Here is a 12,797-nt window from a genome sequence, read left to right as displayed (position 1 = left end):
TCGTAGGCTGCCCGCCTATGACGATCCTCGGTATCGGCTTGGACTTGGTGACCATCTCCGAGTTCGCCGAACAGCTCGAACGCGCTGGAACAACCATGCTCCGGGAAAGTTTCACCGCGGGAGAGCGGCGCTACTGCCAGAGCAAAGGGACCGACCCGGCGCGCAGCTACGCGGCGCGGTGGGCGGCGAAAGAGGCGGTGCTCAAAGCCTGGGCATCGTCTCGGTTCGCCCGCCGCCCGCAGATCGGGGACAACCCCTATCCGCTGATCGAAGTGGTCAACGACGCGTGGGGCAGGCCGAGCATCAAGCTGCACGGCCTGGCCGCCGAATTCCTGCCCCGGGTACGGGTTCACCTGTCGCTGACCCACGACGGCGACACGGCCGCCGCGATGGTGGTGCTCGAGGACCCGGGCGAGTTGGCCGACCTCATCGAAGGCCGCGACAACGCCGGGTGAGCCGCGCGGTGGTCCCGGTTCCCGCCGGGACCACCGTCATCGTTCGCTGCCGGTGCGCGATTCCTTCTCCGCGACGAGCAGGTAGGCGACCATCAGCCGCTTCAGTTCGGCGACCGCTTCCGCGCTGCTCTGCTCGTCCTGCACCGAGAAGTTGAGCATCGAATAGACCACGTGCACCAGCACTTCGGCCATCATCGTGCGCCGCGCCCGCGGGGTGCGCGGGGTGAGCGGTCGCAGCATCTGCGACACGACCTCGGCGAACTGCTTCTCGTGGATAGCGCCCGTGGCCCGGGTGGACGGCGTGGACTGCATGGCGAGCCACACTTCCCGCCGGGACGGGTCGGTCATCCAGAGGTTGGCCAGGTGGTCGACGAACTGGTTCATGTGCCGCAGCCAGTCCAAGGACGGGATCTCGCCGTGGAAGTCGGCCAGCTCCTGGGAAACGGCAACCAGGTCTTGGCGGTTCAGCTCACAGACGATGACGTACTTGTTGGCGAAGAACTGATACAGCGTGCCGATCGGCACCTCCGCCCTGGCCGCCACCTCTTCACAGGTGAAGGACTCGAACCCGACCTCGACGAGCAGTTCCCTGGACGCCTGGAGTAAGGCGTCGAACTTTCGTTTGCTGCGTTCCTGCGTCGGCCGGCGTCGCGGCATGAGCTCCTGTGGGTCGTCCTGCAGCTCCAACGCAGGGTCCAGACGGTGCTTCGACCTGGCCTCCGCGCGTACTTCCACGCATCCAGGCTAACGGTAGGGACAAGCGTGCGATACGCGCATCCGCCGTTCGCGTCCCGGCGACTCGATTTCCGCTACCCATCCGTAACCGATGTGGTGCCGAACACTTACCGAGCGCGCGTGCATCGCGACGTGTGTTCCGAGCAGGGGAATCCATGGGGCTCATGGCTTTCGGCAAGCCCGTGAGCTCGGTCAATGCACAGAGGGAAGGCGTGATCAGTGGTGGCTGAATCTGTGGTGACTCTCGGCGTTTCGACCGAACGCGGTGCCGTGCACGCGGTGGCGCTGGCCGACGGCAAGAAGCTGGCCGACCGGGTGCTGCTGCGCCGGGTGGTGCGAACGGACGGGGACGGCAAGGCGGAGGTGGCCGCGGCGGTGGAGACGGCGCTCAGCGCGCTGACCGCCGGGCTCGGCGCGGAGCGGGAGGTCGGCGGCGTGGCGGTCGCCTACCGGGACCCCGCGGAGCGGCGCGCCATCGTGACCCGGCTGGCGGCCGGTCCGTGGCACAGCGCCTCGATGGTGTCGGTGAAATCGGCCCACCTGAGCGTGGCGAGCATGATGACCTGGCTCGACGCCTACGACAACCTGCTGATCTGCGAGGTGGTGCCTGGGTACCACGCGTTCACCCTGGTCGATCGCGGCCGCCGCCGGGTGCTCGCCGCGGTGGGGCAGGCGGGCCGGGCGACGCCGCGGTCGCTCGGTGTGAGCGTCGCGGCCACGGGGGAGCAACTGGAGGCGGCCGCCGCGCGACCCGACGCGGTGGCGCTGATCGGTTCGGCGGGCGCCGGGTCGGCGGTGCTGACGGCGGTCGAGACGTTCGGGGTGCCGGTGATCCCCTGCACCGTGGGGGCTTTCGCGTCGGCCGCCGGTGCGGCGTTGAGCGCGCGGCTGGAGCAGGACGGTTACGCCGGACCGGTGAGCGAGCCGCAGCGGGGGCGCGGCGGGGTGGCGGTGTTCGCCGCGGCCGGTGTGCTGGCCAGCGGAATGGTCGTCGGCGGGAGCTACCTGCTGAACGATTCCGCACAGCCGTTGCCGACCGTCGTCGCGGCGGACGCCCGGATCGAGGGCACCGGTGCGGGCCACGCGACCGAGCCGGTGCCGCTCGCGGACACCGAGGCGGACGGGTCGGTCGGCTCCGCCTCCACGGCTGGGGCGCAGCTGCCCCAGCACGGCTGGGGTGCTGCCCCGCGGAGTCTTCCGCTGCCGTTGGTCGCGGCCGACGCCACGGACGGGCCGGCGGCGGAGGCGGAGGGCACTGAGCCGCTGGTACCGGGTACCGGGCTCCCGTCCGATCGCAAGGTGGGCGCGCCCGACGGCGCGCTGCTGTTCCCCGGTGAGGCGCCGCCGCCCGCCGCGTTCACCCCGGAAGCCGCCGACTGGTGGGACGAGCATCTCCGTCTGATGGCGCAATGGGCCGCCCAGCAGGTCTGGCAGGCCTGAACCGAGCCGCAGGACGACCTCGGCCCGGTGTCCCTGCGGCGCCGGGCTTTTCGTCGTCCGCGCTACACCGACAGGTCGCGACGCAACTTGGCGACGTGCCCGGTGGCGCGGACGTTGTACTGCGCGACGGCGATCTTGCCCGCTTCGTCCACCAGGAAGGTCGAGCGGATGACGCCGACGACCGTCTTGCCGTACATGGTCTTCTCGCCGTACGCGCCCCAGGCGGTGAGCACGGTGCGGTCGGGATCCGACAGCAGCGGGAAGGTGAGCTGTTCCGCGTCGCGGAACTTGGCCAGCTTGGCGGGCTTGTCCGGCGAGATGCCCACCACGTCGATGCCCGCGCCGTCCAGGTCGGCCAGATTGTCGCGGAAGTCGCAGGCTTGCTTGGTGCAGCCGGGCGTGCTCGCGGCGGGGTAGAAGTACACGATCACCTTGCGACCGCGGTAGTCCGACAGCGAGACGTTCTTGCCGTCGGCGTCGGGGAGCGTGAAGCCGGGGGCGGTGTCGCCCGGGGAGAGTCGTTGGTTGGTGGTCACCTCCAGCACGGTATCCGAAGGCGGTGACCGGAGATCCTCGCGCGGCCGGTTGGCGCGGCGTGGCGGCGGATAGACTCGTCCGCGAGCCCCGGGTGCCGCACGGACGGCCGGACATGCGGCGTGATCGTGCACCGGGTGCGGCAATCGACAACAGGAGGGTGGAACGTGGCAAGGGATACCGAGCGGATCGAGCAGGAGATCGAGGCCGCCCGCACTCGGCTGGCGAGCACGCTCGACGAACTCGCGGTACGCGCGGACCCGCATCGCATCGCGGACGACACCAAGCAGATCGTGGTCGGGAAGCTGAACGAGCCGAAGGTGAAGTACAGCCTGATCGGCGCCGCCGCACTGGTGGTCGGGCTGGTGCTGCTCAAGATCTTCCGCTGAGCTGGAAATACGACGACACCCGGTGTGGCATCGCCCACCGGGTGTCGTCGTTTCGCGGTCGGTTCAGACCGTCGGGCAGGCGAAGCCGTCGCCGTCGGGATCCAGATGCGGCCCGAAGCCGGGTTCGCCGCGGAACAGCGGCGCACGGCCGGCGGCACGGGCGTCGTCGCAGTTGGCGAAGGCGCCACCGGCCGAACCGGTCTGCGACAGACCGGCCGAGCCGGTCGCGGCGGAGCCGGTGTCGACGGCCGAGGAGCCGGTTCCGGCGGATCCGGACGGAGGGGCGGCTAGGGCGGCGGGAGCCGCGAGAAAGGTCAATCCCGCGACGGCCGCGCTGACGGAGAGCCGGCGAACGTTCATGTATTCCTCTGTGTGGTTGCTGCGGTGGATGGGCGTCCGACCGGACGCCGCATCCACTGTTGTGACGGGCCGCTCTCTTGTCAACCTCGGGGGGATGGAACTAGGGCATTAGGGGATCGCGCCCATCGTCGTCGCTCAGGCGGTGGTCCCGGCGCCGCGGATGTGCTCCGCGGGGATGTTTCCCATGCGTCCGGCCTGGTAGTCCTCCATCGCTTCGATGATCTCGGCGCGAGTGTTCATCACGAACGGCCCGTACTGCACCACCGGTTCCCGGATCGGCTGTCCGCCGAGCAGCAACACTTCCAGCGCTCCGGTCCGATTGTCTTGGCGCGCATCGGCTGTCACGCTGATCGCGTCGCCGCGTCCGAAGACCGCCAGCTGTCCTTCGCGCAGCGGCCTGCGTTCCGCGCCGACGCCACCGCTGCCGGACAGCACGTACGCCATCGCCGTAAACTCTTGCGGCCACGGTGTTTCGAGGATCCCACCGGGCGTGATCGACGCGTGGGCGTAGGCGATCGGGGTGTAGGTCGATCCGGGACCGGTGAATCCGCCGACCTCCCCGGCGATGAGCCGCACCAGCGCGCCGCCGTCGTGCGAACTCACCAGGGTCAGTTCGCGTGCGCGCAGATCTTGATAGCGCGGCGTGGCGAACTTGAGCGCGCGCGGCAGGTTCACCCACAGCTGGATGCCGTGGAACCACCCGCCCGAGGCGACCATCGCCTCCGGCGGCACCTCGTCGTGCAGGATGCCGGAGCCCGCGGTCATCCACTGGGTGTCGCCTTCGCCGATGACGCCGCCGCCGCCGTGCGAGTCGTGGTGCACCATGGTGCCGTCGAGCATGTAGGTGACCGTCTCGAAGCCCCGGTGTGGATGCCAGGGCGCGCCTTTCGCCTCGTGCGGTTCGTAGGCGACCGGGCCCATCTGGTCGAGCAGGATGAAGGGATCGGCCGTGCGCAGATCCATGCTGGGGAACGGCCTGCGCACCTCGAATCCCGCGCCCTCACGTTGGGTGTGCGCGGTGACCACGCTTCGGACCGGCCGCTCGCGCAGGGTCGCGTCGGGGCGGGGCAGGCGGGGCAGAACCATGATGTCGGGAACGGTCACGGCGGGCATCGGAACCTCCTGAGGAGTTGGTGTCCATGTCAACCAACCGCGACTACACTTCATTCCCATGGTCCGGTGGTTGAGTGACGACGAGCAGGCGACTTGGCAGGCCTATGTGCGGCTGCGCCAGCGTTTGGACGGGGCGATTTCCGCCGGGCTGGCCGAGGACGGCCTGTCCCTGGCGGACTACGAGTTGATGGTGGCGTTGTCCGCCGCCCCGAACGGCTGTCTGCGCGCCAAGGAACTGGCCGCGGAGGTGTGCTGGGAGAAGAGCCGGTTGTCCAAGCATCTGGCCAGGATGGATGCGCGCGGCCTGGTCGAGCGGCGGCCCGCCGAGGAGGATGCGCGCGGCATCATCGTTCAGCTCACGCCGGAAGGGCGGGTGGCGCTGGAGCGAGCCGCCCCGAATCATGTCGATCTGGTCCGTCGCGTCTTCGTGGAGCCGATGACGGCGGACGAGGCTCAGGTGCTGCGCGCGCTGGCGGACAAGGTGATCGCCGAGGTGGAGCAAGTGACCGAACTCGGCGCGTGAGCGGCGGGATGGCGCCGAGCTACCCGGCGTCGGTGCCGTTTCTTCGCCGCCGCCACCACCGGCGGCGGGGACGAACTGTCACCTCGTCGGCCTGCGCTGGGGAAGGCGCTGCGCTCCGGCTGCTCGACTGCTCGCGCCTCGGCCGCGCGGCCCCGCGCGCGTTCCGCCACTGCTCGACGATCTCGTCCGCGTTCACCGGAGCGATCGGCACGAACGGTCCTTCCGGCATCCGCAGCCAGTCCACGATACGTTTGTTGAGCTCGCTCACGGCCGCCCGCACCTGGCGTTCGCTGGTCGCGTCGCGCACCTCGTCGGGCAGGTGCTCGATATCCCGTCGCAGCAGCAGCGACGGTGGCAGCAGCGCCTCGCTGCCGACGCCTTCGCGGCGCAGATATCCGCGCAGCCACCAGTCCTCGTCGTAAGCCGTGCCCGCCCCGGGGATCGGTTTGCCGGTGCCAGGGAGGTTGTCGAATTCGCCGCGCTCGGCCGCCTCGCGGATCTGCTTGTCGACCCACGATTCGAAGGTCTGCTTCGGCGGCTTGCGCTCGGTCATCGTGACGGCCGGGGCGGCGGGTGCATGGCACCACTCTACGGAAGTTTGTAGTAGACGTGGAAAGTATTGTGTCGCAACTATTTTAGAAACAATCAGGACCACGGCCGGATCGGCGGCTTCACCCAGAGCAGCTTCTCGTCGGTGTGCTCGCGCCGGGCAGCGGGATGCCCCGGATGGCGGGCGGCCCAGTCGTCCTTCTCCGCCAGCAGCCGCGCCACCGTTGTCCAGGTCTCGTCGGTGCTCGGCGGATTCGTCGCGGCGGCCCTGGCCAGTTTGCGCCGGACGGGCGCGGGCATCGCGAGCACCTCGGGACCGGTGATGCCGCGGTGCCAGAGATAGCTCGCCAGCCGTCGCGCTTTCTCGGCGCGGCTCTTGGCCGCCGCGTCGTTGTGTGCGTAGTCGGTCACGGGATGTCCACGGGGTCGCAGGTGCCTCGACCATAACGGACGCGGCCGGACGTCGTCCGTCGACGGCCTGCGCCTGGCCGAGGAGCACGGAGCTGCGCCCGGCCGCCGGGCCGGAAGGGCCGGAAAACGCCGGCAGCCTCCCCATCCGTGGATGGGGAGGCTGCGTGGCGGTTGTGGCTCAGTACGCGCTGTTGACGTTGTCCATCGAGCCGTAGCGGTGCGCCGCGTAGTTGCAGGCGGCGACGATGTTGGCCACCGGATCCCAGATGTCGAAGGGCGTGCCCGCGACGTGGTAGGCGGCGAAGGTGGGGTCGATCACCTGCAGCAGGCCCTTGGACGGGATGCCCATGGCGGCGTTGGAGTCCCACAGGTTGATGGCCTGGGGGTTGCCGGTCGACTCACGCATGATGTTGCGGTGGATGCCCTCGTAGGTGCCGGGGATGCCGTTGGCCTGCATGATGTCCAGCGCCTGGCGGATCCAGCCGTCCAGGTTGTTCGCGTAGACCGGCGGGGCCGGGGCGGGCATCGGGGCCGGGACCGGCTCGGGGGCGGGAGCGGGAGCCGGAGCCGGAGCCGGAGCGGGCATCGGCGCCGGGATCGCCTCCGCGACCGGTGCGGCGGCCTGCTCGGCGACCGGAGCGGGCGTGGCCTCCGGCTGCTGCTCGGCCACCATGGCGATGCGAGACGGGACGCTGTCATCGGCAACGGACGCCGCGGAGCAGGCGGCCACGGCAACGACACCGGCGGCGGCGACCGCGACGGTGACGGTTTCGCGGAACGAGGGGCGGCGAAGGGTGGAAAGGCGTCTGTCAGGCATTGCGAATCGGTTCCTTGATCGGGGACTTACTCGATCCGGCCGCGGTTGGGCAGCACGGATCCTGCGGCGTACGCTCGTGGACGCGCGCCGAAAACGGCCATGTGCTGTTGTGTGGTTTTGTTGTGGGGGACGTTCACGTCCCCGGAACGCGACGCGGTTCGTGCGGCGCCGGATCGCCCTCGCTGGGGCTCGGCCGCGGTGTCGCGCGGGACTTCGCACCTCGATGCGAAGAGACGGGCGGAAGTAGGTTCGCGGGTCCGTTGCCGGATTCCGCTCCGCTGATCACTGGCGGGCAACTGCCTGCCGTGTGATCGTTACCGAATCGGTGTCTATAACTCCTCGGGCTGACCAAACTTCAGGTCGCTTTGTGACCTGATTGCAGAATGGTCACGCTTGGTTAACAGAGGGTGAACGAATCTTGAATGGCAGATGCTGTCGATCTTGGAAAGCCCAGGACGCGGTAGCCGAATCGTTATCCAAGCTGGGAGTTTGCTGCTAAACCTCTTGTGCTGTACATCACAGAACTTTTCGGCCGAATAGCTGGATTTCGGCCGCCTCGGGGGCGTACCGCTGTCCGAATTGAGACCACTGGGGCTTCTGGGAAAAAGCCCAGGTCACGGTCATGTCACGGCGGCTGGGCGCGCGGGGATGAAAAAACCGTGCCCTTGCCGACGAATACGGCAAGGGCACGGTTCTCGTGTTGTGCGCCATCAGGGACTCGAACCCCGAACCCGCTGATTAAGAGTCAGCTGCTCTGCCAATTGAGCTAATGGCGCGTGCTCCGTGTTCCGGTGCGGGACAAACCTTAACAGGCCAGGGCCGCAGAAGTGAAATCGTGCCCTGACCGGCGGTGATGCGATGCGCTCCCGCGCCGGTAACGCGGGGGATCGCCAGGGTGATCTACAGGTGGTAACGCTGCAGTGACGGACAAGGTGTTCACATTGGCGCGAACGTGACGCACTGGCAGAATGTCCGATTGTGGTTCCGACCGCCCGCGTACACGGCGGGGTGAGCGGCGTGGCGGTCGGGAGACTTTGAAACGGGGTTGAAATGAGTGTTGGTCCAGGTCGGCACAAGCGCAAGCCGGCCGCACGTTGGTTGCGCACTATCGCGGGACCGGTGATCGTCGTCGCGGTCGCCGCACTGGCATCGACGGGATGTTCGGCGTCCGACGCCAAGGATGCGGCGCAGGTGGCCATCGACCGCAACCCCATCACGGAACTGATCAAGCCCAAGCTGCTGTCGCCGGTGAAGGACGGGGAGGTCGGCGTCTCGCCGGGCGTCCCGCTGGCGTTCAAGGTGGAGGATGGCAAATTCACCAACGTGACCTTGGTCAGCCCGCAGGGCAAGGCGGTGGAGGGCAAGCTCGCCGCCGACGGGCGGTCGTGGGAGACCACCGAGGTGCTCGGCTACGGCAAGACCTACCGATTGAAGGCCGACGCGATCGGGCTCGGCGGCGCGAACTCGGCGACGCTGAGCTTCACCACCAGTTCTCCCGGTAATCAGACCAAGCCCTACCTGGTCCCGGGCGAAGGCGAGGTGGTCGGTATCGGCCAGCCGGTGGCCGTCCAGTTCGACGAGAACATCCCCGATCGGAAGGCCGCGCAGTCGGCGATCAAGATCACCACGGAGCCGCCGGTGGAGGGCGCGTTCTACTGGGTGAACAATCGCGAGGTGCGATGGCGGCCGGAGCATTTCTGGGCGCCGGGGACGAAGGTCACCATCGACGTGAACGTCTATGGGCGTGATCTCGGCAACGGTCTGTTCGGGCAGGACAACATCCACTCGTTCTTCACCATCGGCGACGCCGTGATCTTCACCGCCGACGACAACACCAAGCAGGTGACGGTCGAGCAGAACGGTCAGGTGATCCGCACCATGCCGACCTCGATGGGCAAGGACAGCACGCCCACCGACAACGGCATCTACATCGTCGCCGACCGGCACGAGAAGATCATCATGGATTCCTCGACCTACGGCGTGGCGGTCAACTCGCCGGACGGGTACAAGACGCCGGTGGACTTCGCGACGCGACTGTCCTACAGCGGTATCTTCTTCCACTCGGCGCCGTGGTCGGTCGGTGCGCAGGGCTACAGCAACACCAGTCACGGCTGCCTGAACCTGAGCCCGGCGAATGCGCAGTGGGTCTTCCAGAACGCCAAACGCGGTGACATCACGATCGTGAAGAACACCGTGGGTGGCACCCTGTCCGGCGTGGACGGCTTGGGTGACTGGAACATCCCGTGGCCGGTCTGGAAGGCGGGCAACGCGGACGACAATCGCTGAGCCACAGCGGAACAACCAACGGGCCACCGGAGCGAATCCGGTGGCCCGTTCGGCGTTTCGGGGGCGTCAGGGCAGCATGTCGCAGCCCAACTGAGCGTCGCCCAGGATCGCGATCGCGCTGCCCGTGGCGGCGCACAGCAGCTTGCTGCCCGCCGAACCGCTGCCGGCGGAGCCCGTGGTGGCCAGGCCGCCGGCCGAGCCGCTCGACGCCGAACCGGACTCGGGCAGCGGGGGTAGCCCGATGCCCGCGACGGCGGTTCCGCTGGATCCGGTGAGGAGGGTGGCGCCGACGAAGGCCGCGATCACCGCAGAACGCATCACGAGGTGTGTCTTTCTGGTCGAACCGGGAGAGCGCCCCAGCGACGCCGTCCCCTGTGCACCGCAGTCTACGGAGGCGGGGCAGATTCTGGAGGGTATTCGTTTCACATTGTGCCGACGCGGGAGCGGCGAAGGGATTGTGGCGCAACGAAAAAGCCCGGGTGACTCCGATCTCTCGGAGCCACCCGGGCTGGTGGGGTGAGCGACGGGACTCGAACCCGCGACAGCCAGGATCACAACCTGGTGCTCTACCAACTGAACTACGCTCACCATCGCCGGTAAGAACCGGCGGGCTAGATATTAGCGTGTCAACCCGCCCACTCCCTAATCGGCGTCTGGCGAGCCGTTGACCTGCGCCGATTCGGTCCGTTGTGTGGCGCTCTCGGAGACCTCGGCGGCGACTGCGGCGATTTCGGTGGTGGACGGACCGGGCGGCGCGACGAACACGGTTCGCCGGTAGTACTCCAGTTCCCGGATGGACTCCTGGATGTCGGCCAGCGCGCGATGGCTCAGGCCCTTCTCCGGCTGGCCGAAGTAGATGCGCGGGTACCAGCGGCGGCACAGTTCCTTGATCGAGCTCACGTCGACCATCCGGTAGTGCAGGTGGGCATCGAGCAGGGGCATGTCCCTGGCGATGAAACCGCGGTCGGTGGCGATCGAGTTACCGGCCAGCGGCACGGTGCGCGGGGTGGGGATGTACTCGCGGATGTAGTCGAGCACGCGCTGCTCGGCCTCTTCGAGGGTGACGGTGGAGCGGCGGACCTCGTCGGTCAGCCCGGAGCGCGCGTGCATCTCGGCGACCACCGCGGGCATCGCGGCCAGCGCGTCGTCGTCGGCGTGGATGACGATGTCCACGCCCTCGCCGAGGATGTTGAGATCGCTGTCGGTCACGAGTGCGGCCACCTCGATCAGCTTGTCGCTGTCCAAGCGCAAGCCGGTCATCTCGCAATCCATCCACACCATGTATTTGTCGGACACCCGTGCAACATTAGCCGGGCGTGGGACCGGCGCCTGCGGTACGGCGCGGCAACCGTGTGGCAGCTGATCTCGCCCCGAAGCCGACCGGCGGGGATACAGTTCTCCCAGATCGGCACCCGGTGTTTTAGGTGCAGCAGCAAACATCGGGTAACGCAGTTCCGGCGGAGCCAGGACGGAGGACGCGCGATGACCACTCCTCAGGAGAAGGCGGCCGCGGCGCGCAAGGCGGCCGACGAAGCGGCGCGCATCGCGGCGGAGGCGGCCGCGGCCGCGGAGGCCGCGGAACGCGAGCTGGCCGAGCGGACCGCTACCGGAGCCGGTTCGGCAGCACGAGACGAACCGTCCATCGACGGAGAAGAGGCGTCCGCCGCGCAGGCGATCGCCGCGGGGTACGCCTTCGAGGGCGCTGCGCTGGAACTGGGCGCCGTCGTGGTCGATGGGACGGTGGATCCGGATGCGCGCGTGCGCATTCCCCTGCGGATGATGAACCGGCACGGTCTGGTGGCCGGAGCAACCGGCACGGGGAAGACGAAAACCCTCCAGGGCATCGCGGAGCAGCTGTCGAGCGCCGGGGTTCCGGTGGTGCTGGCCGACATCAAAGGCGACCTGTCGGGGCTGGCCGAACCGGGGCGGTCGGACGAGAGACTCGCGGCGCGATGCGCGGAGACCGGCGCCGCGGACTGGGCGCCGACCGGTTTCCCGACCGAGTTCGTCTCGCTGGGTACCACCGGGACGGGACTTCCGGTCCGCGCGACGATCAGCTCCTTCGGCCCGGTGCTGCTGAGCAAGGTGCTCGAGCTGAACGAGACGCAGGAGTCGACCCTCGGCTTGATCTTCCACTGGGCCGACCGCAACGGGCTCGCGCTGCTGGACCTGAAGGACCTGCGCGCCGTGATCACTCATCTGACCAGCCCCGAAGGCAAGGAGGACCTGAAGGGCATCGGCGGCGTCTCCGCGGCCACCGCCGGGGTGATTCTGCGCGCGCTGGTGAATCTGGAGGCGGGTGGCGGCGACACGTTCTTCGGCGAGCCCGAACTCGACCCGGCCGACTTGGTGCGCGTCGTGGACGGGAAGGGGGTGATCACGCTCTTCGAGCTGGGCGCTCGGGCGGCGCGGCCGGTGCTGTTCTCGACCTTCCTGATGTGGGTGCTCGCCGACTTGTTCCAGACGCTGCCCGAGGTCGGCGACGAGGACAAGCCCGTGTTGGTCTTCCTTTTCGACGAAGCCCACTTGTTGTTCGCCGACGCTTCGAAGGCGTTCCTGGATCAGGTGGAGCAAACCGTCAAACTGATCCGGTCCAAAGGGGTGGGTGTGTTCTTCTGCACCCAACTGCCCACCGACATCCCGAATCCGGTGCTCTCCCAGCTCGGCGCGCGTATCCAGCACGCGCTGCGCGCGTTCACCCCGGACGATCAGAAGGCGTTGTCCAAGACCGTCCGCACCTATCCCCGGACCGGCGTCTACGACTTGGAGCAGGCGCTGACCTCGCTCGGCACCGGCGAGGCCATCGTGACCGTGCTCTCCGAGCAGGGCGCACCGACGCCGGTGGCCTGGACCAGGCTGCGGCCGCCCCGGTCGCTGATGGACGCCATCGGCGCGGACGCGATCCGATCGCGGGCCCTGTCCAGCTCGCTGGCCTCGAAGTACGCCCGGACCATCGATCGGGAGTCGGCCTACGAACTGCTCGCCGCCAAGGTGGCCGGGGCATCGCCGGAGCCGGAGGCCGCATCCGTGCCCGGCCGCGCCGCGACCCGTGCGGAAGAGGATTCCGCGGCCGAGCGGATCATGAACAACCCCGCGGTGCGCGGCTTCCTGCGTTCGGCCGCCGAGGCGGCCGGCCGTCAGATCACCCGCAGCCTGTTCGGCACCAGGCGCCGCTGAGTGCGGCG

At 68.6% G+C, this 12,797-nt stretch carries 15 protein-coding genes and 2 tRNA genes; 6 read left to right on the top strand and 11 right to left on the bottom strand.

Going from position 1 to position 12,797, the window contains the following annotated elements; translation table 11 throughout:
• Positions 1-17 precede the first annotated feature (17 nt).
• A complete protein-coding gene (locus ABZ552_RS27740) occupies positions 18-455 on the top strand; it encodes a holo-ACP synthase (RefSeq protein ID WP_043688517.1) in 438 nt (145 codons plus the stop codon).
• Positions 456-491: 36 nt separating this feature from the next.
• Here the strand turns inward: ABZ552_RS27740 and ABZ552_RS27735 are convergent, their stop codons facing one another.
• Positions 492-1,112 (bottom strand): TetR/AcrR family transcriptional regulator, encoded by a 621-nt coding sequence (locus ABZ552_RS27735; protein ID WP_223522150.1) that lies wholly within the window; start codon positions 1,110-1,112, stop codon positions 492-494.
• A 297-nt stretch (positions 1,113-1,409) separates the two neighbouring features.
• Here ABZ552_RS27735 and ABZ552_RS27730 point away from each other — a divergent pair, with 297 nt between their 5' ends.
• Positions 1,410-2,630, top strand: coding sequence for a hypothetical protein (locus ABZ552_RS27730; protein ID WP_281875071.1), 1,221 nt, complete (start codon positions 1,410-1,412; stop codon positions 2,628-2,630).
• A 62-nt stretch (positions 2,631-2,692) separates the two neighbouring features.
• Here the strand turns inward: ABZ552_RS27730 and bcp are convergent, their stop codons facing one another.
• On the bottom strand, positions 2,693-3,166 hold the full coding sequence (gene bcp / locus ABZ552_RS27725; protein WP_281875070.1) for a thioredoxin-dependent thiol peroxidase: 474 nt from the start codon (positions 3,164-3,166) through the stop codon (positions 2,693-2,695).
• Positions 3,167-3,331: 165 nt separating this feature from the next.
• Between bcp and ABZ552_RS27720 the strand changes: the two genes are divergently transcribed.
• Positions 3,332-3,553, top strand: a complete 222-nt coding sequence (locus ABZ552_RS27720; RefSeq protein WP_040865367.1) for a DUF3618 domain-containing protein — start codon at positions 3,332-3,334, stop codon at positions 3,551-3,553.
• Positions 3,554-3,616: 63 nt separating this feature from the next.
• Here ABZ552_RS27720 and ABZ552_RS27715 read toward each other — a convergent pair whose 3' ends face one another.
• Both ABZ552_RS27715 and ABZ552_RS27710 read right to left on the bottom strand, forming a co-directional pair.
• Positions 3,617-3,913 carry an excalibur calcium-binding domain-containing protein gene (locus ABZ552_RS27715; RefSeq protein WP_195077436.1) on the bottom strand — a complete coding sequence of 99 codons (297 nt, stop codon included), beginning with the start codon at positions 3,911-3,913 and terminating at the stop codon, positions 3,617-3,619.
• A gap of 135 nt (positions 3,914-4,048) precedes the next feature.
• Positions 4,049-5,026, bottom strand: coding sequence for a pirin family protein (locus tag ABZ552_RS27710; RefSeq protein WP_281875068.1), 978 nt, complete (start codon positions 5,024-5,026; stop codon positions 4,049-4,051).
• Between the two features lie 58 nt (positions 5,027-5,084).
• Between ABZ552_RS27710 and ABZ552_RS27705 the strand changes: the two genes are divergently transcribed.
• Complete coding sequence (locus ABZ552_RS27705; RefSeq protein WP_195084787.1) at positions 5,085-5,549, top strand: MarR family winged helix-turn-helix transcriptional regulator; 465 nt, start codon at positions 5,085-5,087, stop codon at positions 5,547-5,549.
• 19 nt (positions 5,550-5,568) lie between these two features.
• Here the strand turns inward: ABZ552_RS27705 and ABZ552_RS27700 are convergent, their stop codons facing one another.
• From ABZ552_RS27700 to ABZ552_RS27685, 4 genes are all read right to left on the bottom strand, one after another.
• A complete protein-coding gene (locus ABZ552_RS27700) occupies positions 5,569-6,102 on the bottom strand; it encodes a DUF1992 domain-containing protein (protein ID WP_357440756.1) in 534 nt (177 codons plus the stop codon).
• Positions 6,103-6,194: 92 nt separating this feature from the next.
• On the bottom strand, positions 6,195-6,509 hold the full coding sequence (locus ABZ552_RS27695) for a hypothetical protein (protein WP_281875066.1): 315 nt from the start codon (positions 6,507-6,509) through the stop codon (positions 6,195-6,197).
• Between the two features lie 178 nt (positions 6,510-6,687).
• Positions 6,688-7,326, bottom strand: a complete 639-nt coding sequence (locus ABZ552_RS27690; protein ID WP_357440753.1) for a transglycosylase SLT domain-containing protein — start codon at positions 7,324-7,326, stop codon at positions 6,688-6,690.
• Between the two features lie 703 nt (positions 7,327-8,029).
• Positions 8,030-8,102 (bottom strand) — tRNA-Lys (locus tag ABZ552_RS27685).
• Between the two features lie 274 nt (positions 8,103-8,376).
• On the opposite strand from ABZ552_RS27685, the gene ABZ552_RS27680 reads away from it, so the two are divergent.
• A complete protein-coding gene (locus ABZ552_RS27680) occupies positions 8,377-9,612 on the top strand; it encodes an Ig-like domain-containing protein (protein ID WP_281875064.1) in 1,236 nt (411 codons plus the stop codon).
• Between the two features lie 66 nt (positions 9,613-9,678).
• Here the strand turns inward: ABZ552_RS27680 and ABZ552_RS27675 are convergent, their stop codons facing one another.
• The 3 genes from ABZ552_RS27675 to orn form a co-directional block, all read right to left on the bottom strand.
• Positions 9,679-9,930 (bottom strand): hypothetical protein, encoded by a 252-nt coding sequence (locus ABZ552_RS27675; protein WP_281875063.1) that lies wholly within the window; start codon positions 9,928-9,930, stop codon positions 9,679-9,681.
• A gap of 194 nt (positions 9,931-10,124) precedes the next feature.
• Positions 10,125-10,200 (bottom strand) — tRNA-His (locus ABZ552_RS27670).
• Between the two features lie 54 nt (positions 10,201-10,254).
• Positions 10,255-10,908, bottom strand: coding sequence for an oligoribonuclease (orn, locus tag ABZ552_RS27665; RefSeq protein WP_357440749.1), 654 nt, complete (start codon positions 10,906-10,908; stop codon positions 10,255-10,257).
• A gap of 186 nt (positions 10,909-11,094) precedes the next feature.
• Here orn and ABZ552_RS27660 point away from each other — a divergent pair, with 186 nt between their 5' ends.
• Positions 11,095-12,789: a helicase HerA-like domain-containing protein gene (locus ABZ552_RS27660; RefSeq protein ID WP_281875061.1), complete on the top strand. Its 1,695-nt coding sequence runs from the start codon at positions 11,095-11,097 to the stop codon at positions 12,787-12,789.
• The last annotated feature ends 8 nt before the right edge of the window (positions 12,790-12,797 follow it).

The organism is Nocardia sp. NPDC019219, from assembly GCF_040632645.1.
GTDB lineage: Bacteria > Actinomycetota > Actinomycetes > Mycobacteriales > Mycobacteriaceae > Nocardia > Nocardia sputorum.
The sequence above is the reverse complement of the archived record's forward strand: the minus strand, read 5'-3'. Positions and strand labels throughout refer to the sequence as shown.